Source organism: Burkholderia sp. AU31652, from assembly GCF_002223155.1.
Classification (GTDB): Bacteria; Pseudomonadota; Gammaproteobacteria; order Burkholderiales; family Burkholderiaceae; genus Burkholderia.
The window spans coordinates 94,880-111,640 of sequence record NZ_NKFG01000003.1; the positions used below are offsets into that span (position 1 = coordinate 94,880).

Annotated in this window: 17 protein-coding genes; 13 read left to right on the forward strand and 4 right to left on the reverse strand. The window is 69.2% G+C overall.

Translation table 11 applies throughout. From position 1 onward, the window contains the following. The first annotated feature begins 19 nt into the window (after positions 1 to 19). The gene (gene gap / locus CFB40_RS03075) at positions 20 to 1,030 is read left to right on the forward strand and encodes a type I glyceraldehyde-3-phosphate dehydrogenase (RefSeq protein WP_059500962.1); all 1,011 of its coding nucleotides are present in this window, start codon (positions 20 to 22) and stop codon (positions 1,028 to 1,030) included. Between the two features lie 75 nt (positions 1,031 to 1,105). Here the strand turns inward: gap and CFB40_RS03080 are convergent, their stop codons facing one another. After that, on the reverse strand, positions 1,106 to 2,008 hold the full coding sequence (locus tag CFB40_RS03080; protein ID WP_089430594.1) for a LysR substrate-binding domain-containing protein: 903 nt from the start codon (positions 2,006 to 2,008) through the stop codon (positions 1,106 to 1,108). A 151-nt stretch (positions 2,009 to 2,159) separates the two neighbouring features. Between CFB40_RS03080 and CFB40_RS03085 the strand changes: the two genes are divergently transcribed. The 4 genes from CFB40_RS03085 (at position 2,160) to CFB40_RS03100 (ending at position 6,622) form a co-directional block, all read left to right on the forward strand. After that, a complete protein-coding gene (locus CFB40_RS03085; RefSeq protein ID WP_089431337.1) occupies positions 2,160 to 2,933 on the forward strand; it encodes an SDR family NAD(P)-dependent oxidoreductase in 774 nt (257 codons plus the stop codon). A gap of 145 nt (positions 2,934 to 3,078) precedes the next feature. Then, positions 3,079 to 4,527 carry an MFS transporter gene (locus CFB40_RS03090; protein WP_089430595.1) on the forward strand — a complete coding sequence of 483 codons (1,449 nt, stop codon included), beginning with the start codon at positions 3,079 to 3,081 and terminating at the stop codon, positions 4,525 to 4,527. Between the two features lie 69 nt (positions 4,528 to 4,596). After that, the gene (locus CFB40_RS03095; protein ID WP_089430596.1) at positions 4,597 to 5,553 is read left to right on the forward strand and encodes a 2-hydroxyacid dehydrogenase; all 957 of its coding nucleotides are present in this window, start codon (positions 4,597 to 4,599) and stop codon (positions 5,551 to 5,553) included. Positions 5,554 to 5,563: 10 nt separating this feature from the next. Further along, positions 5,564 to 6,622 (forward strand): L-idonate 5-dehydrogenase, encoded by a 1,059-nt coding sequence (locus CFB40_RS03100; RefSeq protein ID WP_089424474.1) that lies wholly within the window; start codon positions 5,564 to 5,566, stop codon positions 6,620 to 6,622. Positions 6,623 to 6,732: 110 nt separating this feature from the next. Here CFB40_RS03100 and CFB40_RS03105 read toward each other — a convergent pair whose 3' ends face one another. After that, complete coding sequence (locus tag CFB40_RS03105; RefSeq protein ID WP_089430597.1) at positions 6,733 to 7,932, reverse strand: MFS transporter; 1,200 nt, start codon at positions 7,930 to 7,932, stop codon at positions 6,733 to 6,735. 312 nt (positions 7,933 to 8,244) lie between these two features. On the opposite strand from CFB40_RS03105, the gene cynR reads away from it, so the two are divergent. Further along, positions 8,245 to 9,135 carry a transcriptional regulator CynR gene (cynR, locus tag CFB40_RS03110; RefSeq protein WP_089431338.1) on the forward strand — a complete coding sequence of 297 codons (891 nt, stop codon included), beginning with the start codon at positions 8,245 to 8,247 and terminating at the stop codon, positions 9,133 to 9,135. Positions 9,136 to 9,180: 45 nt separating this feature from the next. On the opposite strand, the gene CFB40_RS03115 is transcribed toward cynR, so the two are convergent. After that, positions 9,181 to 9,903: a FadR/GntR family transcriptional regulator gene (locus CFB40_RS03115; protein WP_089424476.1), complete on the reverse strand. Its 723-nt coding sequence runs from the start codon at positions 9,901 to 9,903 to the stop codon at positions 9,181 to 9,183. A 212-nt stretch (positions 9,904 to 10,115) separates the two neighbouring features. Between CFB40_RS03115 and CFB40_RS03120 the strand changes: the two genes are divergently transcribed. From CFB40_RS03120 to CFB40_RS03130, 3 genes are all read left to right on the forward strand, one after another. Further along, complete coding sequence (locus CFB40_RS03120) at positions 10,116 to 11,438, forward strand: C4-dicarboxylate transporter DctA (protein WP_046546282.1); 1,323 nt, start codon at positions 10,116 to 10,118, stop codon at positions 11,436 to 11,438. 104 nt (positions 11,439 to 11,542) lie between these two features. Then, positions 11,543 to 12,550, forward strand: coding sequence for an allantoicase (gene alc / locus CFB40_RS03125; protein ID WP_089430598.1), 1,008 nt, complete (start codon positions 11,543 to 11,545; stop codon positions 12,548 to 12,550). A gap of 14 nt (positions 12,551 to 12,564) precedes the next feature. After that, positions 12,565 to 13,083: an ureidoglycolate lyase gene (locus CFB40_RS03130; RefSeq protein ID WP_069247118.1), complete on the forward strand. Its 519-nt coding sequence runs from the start codon at positions 12,565 to 12,567 to the stop codon at positions 13,081 to 13,083. Between the two features lie 178 nt (positions 13,084 to 13,261). Here the strand turns inward: CFB40_RS03130 and fur are convergent, their stop codons facing one another. Next, the gene (gene fur / locus CFB40_RS03135; protein ID WP_011350926.1) at positions 13,262 to 13,690 is read right to left on the reverse strand and encodes a ferric iron uptake transcriptional regulator; all 429 of its coding nucleotides are present in this window, start codon (positions 13,688 to 13,690) and stop codon (positions 13,262 to 13,264) included. A gap of 141 nt (positions 13,691 to 13,831) precedes the next feature. Between fur and bamE the strand changes: the two genes are divergently transcribed. The 4 genes from bamE (at position 13,832) to CFB40_RS03155 (ending at position 16,686) form a co-directional block, all read left to right on the forward strand. Beyond that, the gene (bamE, locus tag CFB40_RS03140; protein WP_089424478.1) at positions 13,832 to 14,650 is read left to right on the forward strand and encodes an outer membrane protein assembly factor BamE; all 819 of its coding nucleotides are present in this window, start codon (positions 13,832 to 13,834) and stop codon (positions 14,648 to 14,650) included. Positions 14,651 to 14,715: 65 nt separating this feature from the next. Further along, positions 14,716 to 15,513 (forward strand): 4-hydroxy-tetrahydrodipicolinate reductase, encoded by a 798-nt coding sequence (dapB, locus tag CFB40_RS03145; RefSeq protein ID WP_089424479.1) that lies wholly within the window; start codon positions 14,716 to 14,718, stop codon positions 15,511 to 15,513. Between the two features lie 18 nt (positions 15,514 to 15,531). Then, the gene (locus tag CFB40_RS03150; protein ID WP_089424480.1) at positions 15,532 to 16,200 is read left to right on the forward strand and encodes a MotA/TolQ/ExbB proton channel family protein; all 669 of its coding nucleotides are present in this window, start codon (positions 15,532 to 15,534) and stop codon (positions 16,198 to 16,200) included. Positions 16,201 to 16,224: 24 nt separating this feature from the next. Next, entirely contained in the window at positions 16,225 to 16,686 is a 462-nt protein-coding gene (locus CFB40_RS03155) for an ExbD/TolR family protein (protein WP_069247121.1), read from the forward strand. Positions 16,687 to 16,761: the final 75 nt, after the last annotated feature.

Sequence of the window (16,761 nt, forward strand, 5' to 3'; positions counted from 1 at the left end):
AGCCATCAGGAGATAGACCATGACGATTCGCGTCGCAATCAACGGCTACGGCCGCATCGGCCGCAACACGCTGCGCGCGTTCTACGAGAACGGCAAGAAGCACGACATCGAGATCGTCGCGATCAACGATCTGGGCGATGCGAAGACCAACGCGCACCTGACCCAGTACGACACCGCGCACGGCAAGTTCCCGGGTGAAGTGTCGGTCGACGGCGACTACCTCGTCGTGAACGGCGACAAGATCCGCGTGCTGGCGAACCGCAACCCGGCCGAACTGCCGTGGGGCGAGCTGGGCGTCGACGTCGTGATGGAATGCACGGGCTTCTTCACGACGAAGGAAAAGGCGAGCGCGCACCTGAAGGGCGGCGCGAAGAAGGTGATCATCTCGGCACCGGGCGGCAAGGATGTCGACGCAACGATCGTCTACGGCGTGAACCATGACGTGCTGAAGGCCGAGCACACCGTCATCTCGAACGCATCGTGCACGACGAACTGCCTCGCGCCGCTCGTCAAGCCGCTGAACGACAAGATCGGCCTCGAAACCGGCCTGATGACGACGATCCACGCGTACACGAACGACCAGGTGTTGACGGACGTCTATCACGAAGACCTGCGCCGCGCGCGTTCGGCCACGCACAGCCAGATCCCGACGAAGACGGGCGCTGCTTCGGCCGTCGGCCTCGTGCTGCCGGAACTGAACGGCAAGCTCGACGGTTACGCGATCCGCGTCCCGACGATCAACGTGTCGATCGTCGACCTGTCGTTCATCGCGAAGCGCGACACGACGGTCGAGGAAGTCAACGCGATCATGAAGGAAGCTTCGGAAGGCGCGCTGAAGGGCATCCTCGGCTACAACGACGCACCGCTGGTGTCGATCGACTTCAACCACAACCCGGCTTCGTCGACGTTCGACGCGACGCTGACCAAGGTGTCGGGCCGCCTCGTGAAGGTGTCGAGCTGGTACGACAACGAGTGGGGTTTCTCGAACCGCATGCTGGATACGGCTGTCGCGTTTGCGAACGCGAAGTAATCCCGCACGTTGCGCGGCCGCTGCGAGGCGGCCTGCGTAGCGAACGAGCCCGGCCCGGTTTTCCGGCCGGGCTTTTTATTGCCCGCCGCTATGGCTCGATATTGCCGTCACCTGCTCGAGCGCCGCGACGAACGCGCGCTTCAGCGGGCTGTCGAGGTCGGTCCACGCAAGGCCGATGCCGGTGCGATGCCCGGCCAGGTCGAGCGGCCGCGCGAGCACGTTCGGCGGCAACGCGCTGGCGGCCTCCGCCGGAATCAGCCCGATCCCCATCCCCGCCGCGACGAGCGCGAGCATCGTCGTGAATTCCCCGAACTCCTGCGCGATCTCGAGCGTCGTGCCCGCGCGGCTCAGCGCGAGCAGCATGTCGTCGTGAAAGCCCGGCGCGTAGCGGCGCGCGAGCACGAACGCGGGCTGGCCGCGCAGCGCGGCCGGCGCGATCGCATCGTGCGCGGCGAGCGGATGGTCGAGCGGCAGCGCGACGACGAAACCTTCCTCCAGCACCACGCGCGTGTCGATGCCCGCATACGCGGCCGGCAGCCGGATCATCCCGAAATCGATCCGCCGGTCGCGCAGCGCGGCGATCTGGTCGGGGGTCGGCAGGTCCTTCAGTTCGAGCGTGATCAGCGGATAGCGCTCGCGCATCGTGCGCAGCACGGCCGGCAGCAGCGCGGGCAGCACCGACGACACGAACGCGATCCGCAGCGTGCCGATCTCGCCGCGGCTCGACAGCCGCGCCATCTGTTCCGCGCGCGCGGCCTGCTGCAGCGTGGCGCGCGCCTCGGGCAGGAACACGCGCCCCGTATCGCTCAGTTCGACCTTGTGCCGGTCGCGCTCGAACAGGCGCGCGCCGAGTTCTTCCTCGAGCGCCTTGATCTGCATGCTCAGCGCGGGCTGCACGATGAACAGGCGCTGCGCGGCGCGCCCGAAATGCAGCTCTTCCGCGAGCGTGACGAAGGCGCGCAATTGCTTGAGTTCCATGGGCGGCGGGCAGGCGAGGGCGGTGATCAAGTTTCATGATAACCGGATCAAAAAAGACCATTGGCGCGGCGCCCGGCCGACAGCCGAAGATACCGTCAACGCGAGACCGGCCGCGATGGGCCGCCGGCTCGACTGGCACGAGGAGACACGCATGACCCGAGCGCTTGAACGGTTCCGCCTCGACGGCCGCCGCGCACTGATTACCGGTTCCGGACGCGGAATCGGGCTGACGCTCGCCCGCGGGCTGGCCGAAGCGGGGGCGGCGATCGTCATCAACGATCGCAATGAGGAGAAGGCCGCGACGCTCGTGCGGCATCTGCGCGAGGAAGGCTTCACGGCCGACTACGCGGTATTCGACGTCGCCGAGCACGCGCAGGTGCGCGCGGCGATCGACGATTTCGAGGCGCGCGTCGGCGCGATCGACATCCTCGTGAACAACGCGGGCATCCAGCGCCGCGCACCGCTCGACGCGTTCGAACCCGACGACTGGCATGCGCTGATGCGCGTGAACCTCGACGGCGTGTTCAACGTCGCGCAGGCCGTCGCGCGGCACATGATCGCGCGCGGCCGCGGCAAGATCATCAACATCTGCTCGGTGCAGAGCGAGCTCGCACGGCCGACGATCGCGCCGTACGCGGCGACCAAGGGCGCGGTGCGGATGCTGACGAAGGGGATGTGCGCCGACTGGGCGCGCCACGGCATCCAGGCGAACGGCCTCGCGCCCGGCTATTTCGAAACCGAACTCAACCGCGCGCTGGTCGACGACGCAGCGTTCTCGGACTGGCTGTGCAAGCGCACGCCGGCCGGCCGCTGGGGGCGCGTCGACGAGCTGTGCGGCGCGGCGATCTTCCTCGCGTCGGCCGCATCCGATTTCGTGAACGGCCAGACGCTGTTCGTCGACGGCGGCTTGACCAGCGCCGTCTGAGCGGCGGCGCGCCCGCGGCGTGCCGTTGCGCCGGCTGCGCCGGCATCCGAATTCCCAGAAGAGCCCGCCGCACGAGCGGGCCGATGTCCGGCCGCGCGATACGCGGCCGGGTTCCGGAACGGAAGGCAGGAGACAGGAGACAACGATGGATCGCATTTCCCCGCCGCCCGCGCGGCACGATGCAGGGTCCGCTGCGCCGGGCGAGACCGTCGAGCGCCGCGGCGTCGACACGAAGCAGCTCAACCGCGCGGCATGGACCTGCTCGCTCGGCAGCGCGCTCGAATACTACGATTTCGCGTTGTACACGCTCGCATCGGCCCTCGTGTTCGGGCCGTTGTTCTTCCCCGCGCAGACCGCCGAGATGCGGCTGATCGCGAGCTTCGGCACCTACTTCGTCGGCTTCGCGGTGCGCCCGCTCGGCGGCGTCGTGTTCGGTGTGCTCGGCGACCGGATCGGCCGCAAGTTCGTGCTGACCGCGACGGTGCTGCTGATGGGTGTCGCGAGCACGCTGATCGGCGTGCTGCCGACTTTCGCGACGGCCGGTTACTGGGCGCCCGCGCTGCTGATCCTGCTGCGCATCCTGCAGGGCCTCGGTGCCGGCGCGGAGCAGGCCGGCGCCGCGGTGCTGATGACCGAGTATGCGCCGCCGGGCAAGCGCGGCTTCTATGCGTCGCTGCCGTTTCTCGGCATCCAGCTCGGCACGGTGCTGGCGGCGGCCGTCTATTTCCTGCTGCTCGCGAACCTCGACCGCGTGACCGACGGCTGGGGCTGGCGCGTGCCGTTCCTGTTCAGCGCGGTGATCGTCGCAGTCGGGATCTACATGCGTGTGCGGCTGCACGAGTCGCCGACCTTCGTGCGGCTCGAGAAGCGTGCGCAGGTCCTGGCGAATCCGCTGAAGAGCGCCGTGCAGCATTCGAAGCGCTCGCTGCTGATCGGCATCGGCCTGCGGATGGCCGAGAACGGCGGCTCGTCGATCTACCAGGCGCTCGCGGTCAGCTATCTCGCCGGCGTGATCGGGATGAAGGGGCCGATCGGTGCGCTCGCGCTGGTGTGCGCGGCGACCGTCGGCGCATGCACGGTGCCGCTGGCCGGCTGGCTCAGCGACCGTTTCGGCCGCGTGCGCGTGTATCGCACGTTCGCGTGGCTGCAGCTCGCGCTCGCATTCCCGGTGTGGTGGATCTTCAGCCACGGCAACGTGGTCGCGAGCGTGATCGCAATCTCGGTCGCGCAGGGCTTCGCGAACTGGGGGATGCTCGGCGCGCAGGCCGCGCTGCTGCCCGAACTGTTCGGCGCGCGCCATCGCTACATGGGCGTGTCGTTCTCGCGTGAAGTGTCGGCGGTGCTCGCGGGCGGGATCGCGCCGCTCGTCGGCGCGACGATCATCGCGACCGTGATCGCGCTGCACGGCGGCGACCATGCGGCCGGCGTGCGCGCGTGGATGCCGATCGCCGCGTACCTGGCGCTGCTGACGCTGATCACGCTGTTCACGACGTCGCGGATGCCGGAAACCTTGAACCGCGATCTCGACGATCCGCTCGACGCGGCGCAGGCGGCGCCGGCACCGGACGCCGATCCGCTCGCGCGGCACGCATGAACGGGCCGGGCGGCTGACGCGGCCCGGCACGCTTTCGCATTCCACTTATCTCGACAGGAGCAAGCGCAGATGGCGCACGAATCGACCCAGCGGCCCGAGCTGCTGATGACGGGCCCTTACCAGCCGTGGGACGACGCATGGCTGTCGGCAGGCTATGACGTCCACCGGCTGTGGGAGGCCGCCGATCGCACGGCGTTTCTCGCCGAACACGGCGCCGGCGTGCGCGCGATCGCGACGCGCGGCGATCTCGGTGCGAATGCCGCACTGATCGCCGCGTTGCCGAAGCTCGAGATCATCTCCTGCTACGGCGTCGGCACCGATGCGATCGATCTCGCCGCCGCGCGTGAGCGCGGCATTCGCGTGACCAACACGCCCGACGTGCTGACCGGCGACGTGGCCGATCTCGGCGTCGGGCTCGCGCTCGCGATGATGCGCCGCATCGGCGCGGGCGACGCGTATGTGCGTTCCGGCGCGTGGCGCGACGGCGACATGCCGCTCGTCACGCGGCTGTATGGCAAGCGCGTCGGCGTGGTCGGCTTCGGCCGGATCGGCACGACGATTGCGCGCCGGCTGTCGGGCTTCGACGTCGAGCTCGGCTACTTCGACGTCGCGCCGCGCGCGGACAGTCCGCACCGCTTCTTCGGCGACCTCGCCGAGCTGGCCGGCTGGTGCGACCTGCTGATCGTCACGCTCGCGGGCGGACCGACGACGCGCCACCTCGTCGATGCGGCCGTGCTCGACGCGCTCGGGCCGCACGGCTATCTGGTGAACGTGTCGCGCGGCACGACCGTCGACGAACCGGCGCTGCTCGACGCGCTCGAGCGCAACGCGATCGCCGGCGCGGCGCTCGACGTGTTCTGGAACGAGCCGCGCATCGACCCGCGTTTCCTCGCGTTGCCGAACGTGCTGCTGCAGCCGCACCATGCGAGCGGCACGATCGAGACGCGCCAGGCGATGGGCTGGCTCGTGCGCGACAACCTTGCCGCGCACTTCGCCGGCGAGCCGCTGGTCACGCCGGTCGTCTGAGGAGGCTGTCATGCGTATGCGTTGCATGTGTGTCGTGATCCACGGGCCGAACGACCTGCGGGTCGAAGAGCAGGACGCGGGCGAGATCGGCCCGGGCCAGGTGCGCGTCGATGTCGCGATGGGCGGCATCTGCGGCTCCGATCTCCATTACTTCCGGCACGGCGGCTTCGGCGCGATTCGGCTGCAGCAGCCGATGGTGCTTGGCCACGAGGTGGCCGGCACGGTCGCGGAAGTCGCGCCGGACGTGACGTCGGTGAAGGTCGGCGATCGCGTCGCGGTCAATCCGAGCCGGCCGTGCGGCGCGTGCCGCTATTGCCTCGAAGGGCTGCCGAACCAGTGTCTCGACATGCGCTTCTACGGCAGCGCGATGCGGATGCCGCACGTGCAGGGCGCGTTCCGCAATGCGCTCGTGTGCGACGCGGTGCAGTGCGTGAAGGTCGCCGATCACGTGCCGCTGTCGCTCGCGGCGCTCGCCGAACCGTTCGCGGTCGGGCTGCATGCGGTGTCGCGTGCGGGCCCGCTGATCGGCAAGCGCGTGCTGGTGTCGGGCTGCGGGCCGATCGGCGTGCTGGCGGTGGCGGCGGCGCGCGTGCACGGCGCGGCGGAGATCGTCGCGACCGACGTCGTCGAGGCGCCGCTGGCCGTGGCGAGCGCGCTCGGCGCCGACCGCACGATCAATGCGGTGGTCGATGCCGGCTGGGTCGAGCGCTACGGCGCCGACAAGGGCACGTTCGACGTGATGATCGAGTGTTCGGGCAATGCACGCGCGCTGCGTGACGGGCTGGACGTGATGCGTCCACGTGGGGTCGTCGTGCAGCTCGGGCTCGGCGGCGATGTCAGCCTGCCGCAGAACGTCGTGGTCGCGAAGGAGCTGTCGATCTGCGGGTCGTTCCGTTTTCATGCGGAATTCGCGCTCGCGGTGCAGTTGATCAACGCGGGGCGCGTCGACCTGCGGCCGGCCGTCACGCGCGTGTTCCCGATGCGCGACGCGAACCTCGCGTTCGAACTGGCCGGCGACCGGCAGCGCGCGATGAAGGTGCTGATCGACTTCGCGGACGAGGCCGCGTGACGATCACGCGCTAGTGCGCGACGGACGCTATCGACGTCGTCAAAAGAAGGCACGCCCGCGATTTGCGCGGCGTGCCTTTTTTCGTCGTGCTGCGGAAACGCGCTACTGCATTACTGCGTGACCTGCCGCACGCCGACGCGCTGCGATGCGAGCCACAGCGCGATCAGCACGCCGGCAAGCGCCGCGCCCGCGATGCACACGCCGCGCCAGCCGTCGATGCCGTACGCGACGCTCGCCGCGAACGACCCGAATGCGCCGCCGATGAAGTAGCTCGTCAGGTAGATCGTCGTCACGCGGCTGCGCGCGTTGCCGGCCAGCGCATAGATCACGCTCTGGTTCGAGATGTGCATGCCCTGCACGCCGACGTCGAGCAGCAGGATGCCTGCGATCAGCGCCGCGAGCGAGTGCGCGCCGGCAGCGATCAGTGCGAACGACGCGAGCACGGCCGCCGCGAACAGCCCCGTTGCCGCGTTGCCGTGCCCGCGATCGACGAGCCGGCCGGCTGACGTCGCCGCGAGCGCACCGACTGCGCCGACGATGCCGAACAGGCCGATCTGCCCTTCGGAATAGCTGTACGGCGGCTGGCTGAGCAGGAACGTGAGGCCTGTCCACAGCAGGCTGAAGCACGCGAACACGAGCGCGCCGTAGGTCGAGCGCAGCGCGATCAGCGGTTGTGCGCGCACCAGCGCGACGAGCGACTTCATCAGCGCCGCATAGTCGAGGCGCGCATTGCGGCGATCCTTCGGCAGCTTCACGGCGAGCACGACGGTCAGCGCCGCCACCATCACCGCCGCGATGCCGTACACCGCACGCCAGCCGAACCCGTCGGCGATCGCTCCGGCCGCGACGCGCGCGAGCAGGATGCCGAGCAGCAGCCCGCTCATCACGGTGCCGACCGCGCGGCCGCGCGAGCGCGCATCGGCAAGCGATGCGGCGAACGGCACGAGCAGCTGCGTCGAACAGGTGACGAAGCCGACCGCGACGTTCGCGACGACGAACATCGTGAAGTTCGTGCTGAACGTGACCGCGACCAGCGCGACGACGTTGAGCATCAGCAGCCGCACGATCAGCGTATGACGGTTGACTGCGTCGCCGAGCGGGACGATCAGCAGCAGGCTCGCCGCATAGCCGAGCTGGGTCAGCGTGACGAGATAGCCGAGCTCGGTCGGCGCGCGCCCGAAGCTGCGCGCGATCGCGGCGAGCAGCGGCTGCGCGTAATAGATGTTGCCGATGACGATGCCGCACGCGCAGGCGAACAGCAGCGTCATGGCGCGGGTCAGGGGAGGATGGGTGTCGTGATGCGGTTCCATGGTCGCGAAAAACAGCGGCGCCGGCCGGCGGCACGGAGCCGTCGGATGCGCGGGGTGACGGAAATCGGGGCCGGCGTCGACGGATCGGCGGTGAGCCGATGCGCGCCGGGCGGATCGCGGCCGGGCCCGGATCGGGCGGGCGGCGGTTCGTCGTGCGGCGGGCGGAGGCAGGGCGGGCCCGGGCGAGCCGTTCCGGTGCGCTGGCAGCGGTCATGCACGGGAACGGATGTGCGTATGATGCGGGAATCGAGCCATAGCGTCCAAGACTGGATCGTTATGCGCATCATTGGCAAAACCAATACCTCGGCCGCCATGCTCCTCCGCCACATCCGCTATTTCCTGGCCGTCGCCGAGCAGCGCAGTTTCACGCGCGCGGCCGACGCGCTGCACGTGTCGCAGCCGACGCTGTCGCAGCAGGTGCGCCAGCTCGAGGACACGCTCGGCGTGCCGTTGTTCGACCGCTCGGGCCGCACGGTGCAGCTCACCGAGTTCGGCGAAGTCTATGCGCGCCATGCGCGCGCCGCGCTGCACGAGCTCGATGCGGGTCAGCGCGCGCTGCACGACGTCGCCGATCTCGGCAGCGGGTCGCTGCGGCTCGCGATGATGCCGACCTTCGCGGCCTACCTGAGCGGCTCGCTGATCGACGCGTTCCATGCCGACTATCCGAACGTCGCGCTGACGATCGATGCGATGCCGCAGGCGCGCATCGAGGCGCTGCTCGCCGACGACCGGCTCGACGCGGGCTTCGCGTTCATGCCGCCGAGTGCGCCGGACATCGACGCGCTGCCGCTGTGGGACGAGCCGCTCGCGCTCGTGACGGGCCGCACGCATCGTCTCGCGCGGCGCCGTCGCGCGCTGACGCCGGCCGAGCTCGGCGGCGAGCCGCTGGTGCTGCTGAGCCGCGCGTTCGCGACGCGCGAGCGCATCGACCGGTATTTCATCGAACACGGCGCGCAGCCGAAGATCGCGATCGAGACGAATACGGTCAGCGCGGTGCTGGAGCTCGTGCGGTGCGGCCGGCTCGCGACGGTGCTGCCCGACGCGGTCGCGCGCGAGAGCGCCGACCTGTGCGCGCTGGAGATCGATCCGCCGCTGCCCGCGCGCACGGCCGCGCTGCTCACGCGCAAGGGCGCGTACCGCAGCGTTGCGGCGCGTGCGTTCATCGAGCGTGCGCTCGCGTATCGGGATCCGTCGGGAGGTTGACCGGCAAGACCGGGCGGCGCGCGCGACGGGCGGCCGCCCGGGCCGTCACGTGCGGGGTGTCGGGAAGAAGATGCCCGCGCGCTGCGCGGCGTTCGCGATGTGCGTTTCGATCGCAATGCCGGCGGTGCCCGCATCGCGCGCGATCAGCGCGTCGACGATCGCGCGGTGCTCCTGCCACGTCGACAGCAGCAGCTCGCGCCGGTAGAACGGCATGCGCTGGCTTTCCTTCATGATGTCCGCGCTGCTGCGCAGCACCGATTCGATCGCCGCGTTGCCGGCGAGATGGATGATCCGCATGTGGAAATCGAAGTCGAGTTGCGACGCGTCGTCGAGCGCGTTTTCGGTGAGCGCGACGTGCAGGTCGGCGAGGTTGTCCTCGAACCACGCGATGTCGTCGTCACTGACGACGTGCGCGGCCATCCGCGCGGCGAACCCTTCGAGCGCATAGCGCATCTGGTACGTGTCGGGCGGCGACGACTGCTCGGCGAAGCGCCATGCATGCGCGGCCGTGGCCTGCGCGCTTTCGACGTACACGCCCTTGCCGGCGCGAATGCGCAGCATCCCGAGCGCCTCGAGCGTCGACAGCGCCTCGCGCAGCGACGCGCGGCTGATCTCCAGCTCCTCGGAGAGCTGGCGCTGGGCCGGCAGCAGGCTGCCGACCGGATAAACGCCTGCCTCGATCCGGTCGCGGATCGTCGCGATGGCGGCGTCGGTCACGGTATGCGGAACGTTTTTCATGATGTGAACTTGGGCCGGTCTGACCGGCATTGTAATCCGCACGCAGGCGGTGCATGGCCGGCCTACGGGAAAGCCACGATCCGCCCCTCACGGTGCATCGAAACCAGGGCAGGCAGGGGCGGGAAATCCCTATTTTGTCCGTCCTTGACGCGACTATATCGGCTTCCTACTATCCACCATAACATCACTGGTCTTACCAGTATGAACAGACGAAACTGCAACCGTTGGATCGGGAGAGCGCCGTGTCGAAATTCCTCAATTCGCTGTTTGGCCGAGTAGTCGTCGCATTGATTCTAGGGATCGCGCTCGGCGCGTTCTTCCCGCATTTCGCCGAGTCGCTGCGACCGCTCGGCGACGGCTTCCTGAAGCTCATCAAGATGGTGATCGGGCCGATCGTGTTCTGCGTCGTGGTCAGCGGGATGGCCAATGCGGGCGACCTGAAGAAGGTCGGCCGGGTCGGCCTGAAGGCCGTCATCTACTTCGAGATCATGACGACGCTCGCGCTCGGCATCGGCCTCGTGCTCGCGTGGCTCACGCGCCCGGGTGTCGGGATGAACATCGACCTGCGCTCGCTCGACGCGTCGTCGCTCGCGTCGTACGCGAAGAACGCCGAAAGCCTGAAGGACACGGCCGGCTACCTGATGAAGATCATCCCCGAGACCGCGATCGACGCGTTCGCGAAGGGCGACATCCTGCAGATTCTCGTGTTCGCGGTGCTGTTCGGCTCCGCGCTGTCGCTGCTCGGCGACAAGGCGCAGCGCGTCAACTCGCTGATCGAGGAACTGTCGCACGTGTTCTTCCGGATCATCGGCTTCATCATCAAGCTCGCGCCGCTCGGCGTGCTCGGCGCGATCGCGTTCACGACCGGCAAGTACGGCGTCGCGTCGCTCAAGCAGCTCGGCTACCTGGTCGCGGTGTTCTACCTGAGCTGCTTCGTGTTCGTCACGGTCGTGCTCGGCGCGGTGATGCGGCTCGCGGGCTTCTCGGTGTTCAAGCTGATCCGCTACCTGCGCGAGGAACTGTCGATCGTGCTCGGCACGGCGTCGTCGGACGCGGTGCTGCCGCAGGTGATGCGCAAGCTCGAATACATGGGCGTGAAGGATTCGACGGTCGGCCTCGTGATCCCGACCGGCTATTCGTTCAACCTCGACGGCTTCTCGATCTACCTGACGCTCGCGGTGCTGTTCATCGCGCAGGCCACCAACACGCCGCTGTCGACGCATGACCTGATCGTCGTGCTGCTCGTGTCGCTCGTCACGTCGAAGGGCGCGCACGGGATCCCGGGCTCGGCGATCGTGATCCTCGCGGCGACGCTGTCGGCGATCCCGGCGATTCCGGTGCTCGGCCTCGTGCTGATCCTGCCGGTCGACTGGTTCGTCGGCATCGCCCGCGCGCTGACCAACCTGATCGGCAACTGCGTCGCGACGGTGGTCGTCGCGGTGTGGGAGAACGACATCGATCGTGCCCGCGCGACCCGCGTGCTGAATCGCGAGCTGCGCTACGTGCCGGCCGAAGAGGAAGGCCGCGCGGCGCCGGTCGCCGGCGACCAGGCTCACGCGCTCTGAGCGCACCCCCGCGCGGGGCGGCTTCCCCTGGTCGTCCCGCGCACCCGAATTCATGCGGCCGGCGCCTCGATGCGCCGGCACGCCATCCAACATCAGGAGACGACATGGCAGCCCCCATCCTCGATCCGAATGCGCCGGCCTTCACGCGGCGTTACATGAACCTCGCCGACCCGCGTCTCGGGGCGCAGGCGCTCTTTGCCAGCGACGAATTCTTCGCGCCGAAGGAGCGCATGCTGAATCCCGAGCCTGCCGTGTTCATCCCCGGCAAGTACGACGACCACGGCAAGTGGATGGACGGCTGGGAAACGCGCCGCAAGCGCACGACCGGCCACGACTTCTGCGTGGTGCGGCTCGCGCGGCCGGGCGTGATCCACGGCGTCGACCTCGATACGAGCCACTTCACCGGCAACTTCCCGCCGGCCGCGTCGATCGACGCGTGCGTCGCCGAAGGCGACACGCCGCCTGATGACGCCGAATGGCACCCGATCGTCCCGGCGACGACGCTGCAGGGCAATTCGCATCACTACGTGAGTGTCGACGATGCGCAGCCCTATACGCACCTGCGCGTGAACCTGTACCCGGACGGCGGCCTCGCGCGGCTGCGCGTGTACGGCCAGCCGCAGCGCGACTGGCGCCAGGTGCCGGCCGGCGAGCTCGTCGATCTCGCGGCGATCGAGAACGGCGGCTACCTGGTGGCCGCGAACAACCAGCACTTCGGCCCGGCGTCGCAGATGCTGATGCCGGGGCGCGGCGTGAACATGGGCGACGGCTGGGAAACGCGGCGGCGCCGCGAGCCCGGCAACGACTGGGCGATCGTCGCGCTCGCGCGGCCGGGCATCATCCGGCGCGTCGAGGTCGATACCGCGTTCTTCAAGGGCAATTTCCCCGACCGCTGCTCGCTGCAGGCCGCGCGGGTCGCGGGCGGCACCGACGATTCGCTCGTCACGCAGGCGATGTTCTGGGCCGAACTGCTCGTCGAGCAGAAGCTGCAGATGGACCACGTCCACACGTTCGACCAGCTTGCCGCGCTCGGCCCCGTCACGCACGTGCGTTTCAACATCTTCCCGGACGGCGGCGTGTCGCGCCTGCGTCTGTGGGGCGAGCCGGCTTGAAGGAGGGCAACGGCATGAGCGAATCCCGGATCCTGCGCGTCGAGCGCCTGACGCGCGAAGCGTTCGCGCCGTTCGGCGACGTGATCGCGCTCGAAGGCGCGCGGCATTTTCCGATCAACGGCGGCACGACCGAGCGCTTCCACGATCTCGCGACGATCGACGTGTGCGCGGACGGCGGCCGCCCGCTCGTCAGCGTGTTCCGCGCGCAGCCGCGCGCGCTGCCGGTCGCGGTCACGCTGATGGAGCGCCATCCGCACGGCAGCCAGGCATTCATCCCGCTCGCGGCCGTGTCGCGCTACGCGATCGTCGTCGCGCCCGCGGGCGAATTCCGGCCGGACGCGATGCGCGCGTTCCTCGCGGAAGGGTGGCAGGGCGTGAATTATGCGAAGGGCGTCTGGCACCATCCGCTGCTCGCGCTCGACGCGGTCAGCGATTTCGTGATCGTCGATCGCGGCGGGCCGCAGCCGAACTGCGACGAAATCCCGCTCGAGCGTGCGTGGGCGCTCGAGTTCGAGCCGGCCTGCGCAGCCTGACGCAAGGGCAACGCCCGGCTCCGGCTGCCTGACGGCCGCCCGGGCGGGCGTGTCGAAGGGTTGCCGAAAGCCTGGGGCACACGACCCACGCGGCGGCGCGTCGCCGTTATCCCGAAAAGAACACGGCCCGGGCGGCAAGATGCCGGCCGGGCCGTGCTGCGTGCGGGAGGCGCGCGAATCAGTGCTTGCGGTGCGGGCAGTTCTCGGTCGTGCACGAACCGTACATCGCGAGCGAGTGCTCCTGGAGCCGGAAGCCGCGCTCCTTCGCGATCGCCTGCTGGCGGCCTTCGATCTCGGCGTCGAAGAATTCCTCGACACGGCCGCAATCGAGGCACACGAGGTGATCGTGGTGCGAGCCTTCGTTCAGTTCGAACACGGCCTTGCCGGATTCGAAGTTGCTGCGCGTGAGCAGGCCGGCCTGCTCGAACTGCGTCAGCACGCGATAGACGGTGGCCAGCCCGATGTCGAGCTGCTCGTTGAGCAGGTTCCGGTAGACGTCTTCTGCCGTCAGGTGGCGCACCGGGCTTTGCTGGAAGATCTCGAGAATCTTGAGGCGCGGTAGGGTGGCCTTTAGCCCGATATTCTTGAGATCCGTCGGATTGGTCATGGCTAGGCATCCCTAGAGTACAATGCAGGGCTTCAATGTTACCGGCTTTTCGCCGTTCCAGAAACACGCGCGGCCTGCACACGGGCCTGCACGGTGAGGGAAATGATTCCAGAATCTCTTTCGCACTTTCAGAGGAGCCGCATGCGGAGTGTCATCATCGCTGCCGCCGCCGTTGCCGCGCTGGCTGGTTGTTCGTCGTACGACAGCGTGACGCAGCGCATCGCGCAGAGCATCACCCCCTACCGGATCACCGTCGTGCAAGGCAACTTCGTGTCGCAGGAGAAGGCCGCGCAGCTGCAGGTCGGCATGTCGCGCGAGCAGGTGCGCGCGTTGCTCGGCACCCCGTTGCTGGCCGACATGTTCCACGCCGACCGTTGGGACTACCTCTTTTACTTCAAGCGCGGCTCGACGGCAGTCGTCCAGCAGCGCGATCTCGTCGTGACGTTCTCGGGCGATCGCCTGGCGAGCTGGACGGGGGCGGACAACCTGCCTTCGGAACTCGACCTGCTGGCCGATATCGACGGCGACCGCGGTGGCAAGAAGGCGAAGGCGGCCGCAGCGGCGAAGAAGGCCGCCGAGGCTGCCGCCGCCGCGAGCGCCGCGCAAGCGGCCGCGAGCGCGCCGGCGCCGGACGCTGTCGCCAGCCCGTCCACCGTGCCGGCGTCCGCTGCGGTGGTCGACCAGGATGCGAACGCGCAGGCCGCCCGCGCGGCGAACCGCGCGACCAACCAGGTGTCGGGGCAGGGTTCGGGTTCGCGCCGGTTCACGCCGGCCGCGAAAGCCTCGGCCGGCGCGCCGGTGCCGGGCGGCCAGCCGCCGGGCGCCGCGCCGGCGATCCAGCCGCAGTTCCAGTTCCATCGGCCGCCGCAGCCGAACGCGTCGAACGAGGCTGCACCGCCGGTCGGCCCGCAAGGCTCGGACAACCTGCAGAACCAGCCGCTCACCGCGCCGGCGCAGTAAGCAGCCGGCGTGCGGAAACAGGGCGGCATGCGCCGCCCGCTTTTATACCTGTCGTGTAGAAAGCCATGAAGATTGCGATTGCCGGGGCATCGGGCCGAATGGGCCGGATGCTGATCGAAGCCGTTCTCAACGATGCCGACGCGCAGCTCGTCGGCGCGCTCGACCGCGCCGATTCGCCGTTCCTCGGCCAGGACGCCGGCGCGTTCCTCGGCAAGGAAACCGGGGTCAAGCTCACCGCCGACCTCGACGCCGTGTTCGCGCAGGCCGACACCCTGATCGATTTCACGCGTCCGGAAGGCACGATGGCCCATATCGAGGCCGCGCTGCGCCACGACGTGAAGCTCGTGATCGGCACGACCGGCTTCACCGCCGAGCAGAAGGCCGAGTTGCAAGCGGCGGCGGGCAAGATCGGCATCGTGTTCGCGGCGAACATGAGCGTCGGCGTGAACGTCACGCTGAAGCTGCTCGAATTCGCGGCGAAGCATTTCTCGCATGGCTACGACATCGAGATCATCGAGGCGCATCACCGCCACAAGGTCGACGCGCCGTCGGGCACCGCGCTGATGATGGGCGAAGCCGTCGCCGGCGCGCTCGGGCGCTCGCTCGATGATTGCGCGGTGTACGGCCGCCACGGCGTGACGGGCGAGCGCGATCCGTCGTCGATCGGCTTTGCCGCGGTGCGCGGCGGCGACATCGTCGGCGATCACACCGTGCTGTTCGCCGGGATCGGCGAGCGCATCGAGATCACGCACAAGTCGTCGAGCCGCGTGTCGTACGCGCAGGGCGCGCTGCGCGCGGTCCACTTCCTGTCGGCGCGCGGCGCCGGCCTGTTCGACATGCAGGACGTGCTCGGCCTGCGCTGACACCACGGGGAAACTCCGATGGCGATACCCACCGGCGTTGTCCACTACCTCGAAAGCGGCGATGCGATCACGCATGCCGTCGCCTATGTGCTGCTGGCGATGTCCGTCGCCAGCTGGTGCTTCCTCCTCATGAAAGCCTGGCTCCTGGTTCGCGCGAAGCGGCAGGGGCCGCGCGCGCTCGCCGCGTTCTGGCGCGCGCCGTCGCTCGACGCGGGCATCGCCGCGCTCGCCGGCGCCGATCGCGAGCGCGTGTTCGTGCCGCTCGCCGAAGCCGCGCGCGATGCGGCTGACGACCACGACCCGGCTGCCCTGGCCGCGCGCGTCGAGCGCGGCGAACGCGTGCTGCGCGCGTTGCGGCACGCGATGCTGCGCTCGCAGCGGCGCCTCGAATTCGGCCAGGTGCTGCTCGCGTCGATCGGCAGCACCGCACCGTTCGTCGGGCTGCTCGGCACCGTGTGGGGCATCTATCACGCGCTCGGCAGCATCGCCGCGAGCGGGCAGGCGCAGATCGAGAACGTCGCAGGGCCGGTCGGCGAGGCGCTGATCATGACCGCGTTCGGGCTCGTCGTCGCGATTCCCGCGGTGCTGGCCTACAACATCCTCGGGCGGCTCGTGCGGCAGCTCGCCGAGGAACTCGACGGCTTCGCGCGCGACCTGCACGTGTTCGTGTGCGCGCAGGAAGCCTGACGCGCCCATTCCGGAGGAGCGACCATGGCATTCGGCGGACTCGAGCACCACAAGACGTCCGCGCCGATGGCGGAGATCAACATGACTCCGCTGATCGACGTGATGCTGGTGCTGCTCGTCATCTTCATCATCACCGCGCCGCTGATGACGCACGCGATCCGGCTCGACTTGCCGAAAGTCGCGGCCAGCGTCGCACGCGACACGCCGCAATCCGTCACCTTGTCGATCGACGACGCGGGCAAGCTGTACTGGGACGACTCACCGGTCGCGCTCGATGCGCTGCCCGCGCGCTTCCGGGCCGCCGCCGCGGGCGGCGCGCCGCCCGAGTTGCGGCTGCGCGCGTCGCGTGCGACCCGCTACGACGTGATCGCGCAGGTGATGGGCGCCGCGCAGGCCGCCGGCCTCACGCGGATCGGCTTCGTGACCGACGTGCCGCCGCAGGCGGGCGGTTCCGCGGCGGCGCCCGCCGTGCCGGCCAACCGCTGAGCGGAGCCGGCGGGCCTGTCCCGGCCACGGGATCGGGCCGCACGCCGCAAGACCGGTCGAATGGGCCGGCGCGGA

Bases quoted from the DNA above. Each gene is read 5' to 3' on its own strand.
- gap (WP_059500962.1), top strand. From the start codon at position 20: ATGACGATTCGCGTCGCAATCAACGGCTACGGCCGCATCGGCCGCAAC.
- CFB40_RS03080 (WP_089430594.1), bottom strand. From the start codon at position 2,008: ATGGAACTCAAGCAATTGCGCGCCTTCGTCACGCTCGCGGAAGAGCTG.
- CFB40_RS03085 (WP_089431337.1), top strand. From the start codon at position 2,160: ATGACCCGAGCGCTTGAACGGTTCCGCCTCGACGGCCGCCGCGCACTG.
- CFB40_RS03090 (WP_089430595.1), top strand. From the start codon at position 3,079: ATGGATCGCATTTCCCCGCCGCCCGCGCGGCACGATGCAGGGTCCGCT.
- CFB40_RS03095 (WP_089430596.1), top strand. From the start codon at position 4,597: ATGGCGCACGAATCGACCCAGCGGCCCGAGCTGCTGATGACGGGCCCT.
- CFB40_RS03100 (WP_089424474.1), top strand. From the start codon at position 5,564: ATGCGTATGCGTTGCATGTGTGTCGTGATCCACGGGCCGAACGACCTG.
- CFB40_RS03105 (WP_089430597.1), bottom strand. From the start codon at position 7,932: ATGGAACCGCATCACGACACCCATCCTCCCCTGACCCGCGCCATGACG.
- cynR (WP_089431338.1), top strand. From the start codon at position 8,245: ATGCTCCTCCGCCACATCCGCTATTTCCTGGCCGTCGCCGAGCAGCGC.
- CFB40_RS03115 (WP_089424476.1), bottom strand. From the start codon at position 9,903: ATGCCGGTCAGACCGGCCCAAGTTCACATCATGAAAAACGTTCCGCAT.
- alc (WP_089430598.1), top strand. From the start codon at position 11,543: ATGGCAGCCCCCATCCTCGATCCGAATGCGCCGGCCTTCACGCGGCGT.
- CFB40_RS03130 (WP_069247118.1), top strand. From the start codon at position 12,565: ATGAGCGAATCCCGGATCCTGCGCGTCGAGCGCCTGACGCGCGAAGCG.
- fur (WP_011350926.1), bottom strand. From the start codon at position 13,690: ATGACCAATCCGACGGATCTCAAGAATATCGGGCTAAAGGCCACCCTA.
- bamE (WP_089424478.1), top strand. From the start codon at position 13,832: ATGCGGAGTGTCATCATCGCTGCCGCCGCCGTTGCCGCGCTGGCTGGT.
- dapB (WP_089424479.1), top strand. From the start codon at position 14,716: ATGAAGATTGCGATTGCCGGGGCATCGGGCCGAATGGGCCGGATGCTG.
- CFB40_RS03150 (WP_089424480.1), top strand. From the start codon at position 15,532: ATGGCGATACCCACCGGCGTTGTCCACTACCTCGAAAGCGGCGATGCG.
- CFB40_RS03155 (WP_069247121.1), top strand. From the start codon at position 16,225: ATGGCATTCGGCGGACTCGAGCACCACAAGACGTCCGCGCCGATGGCG.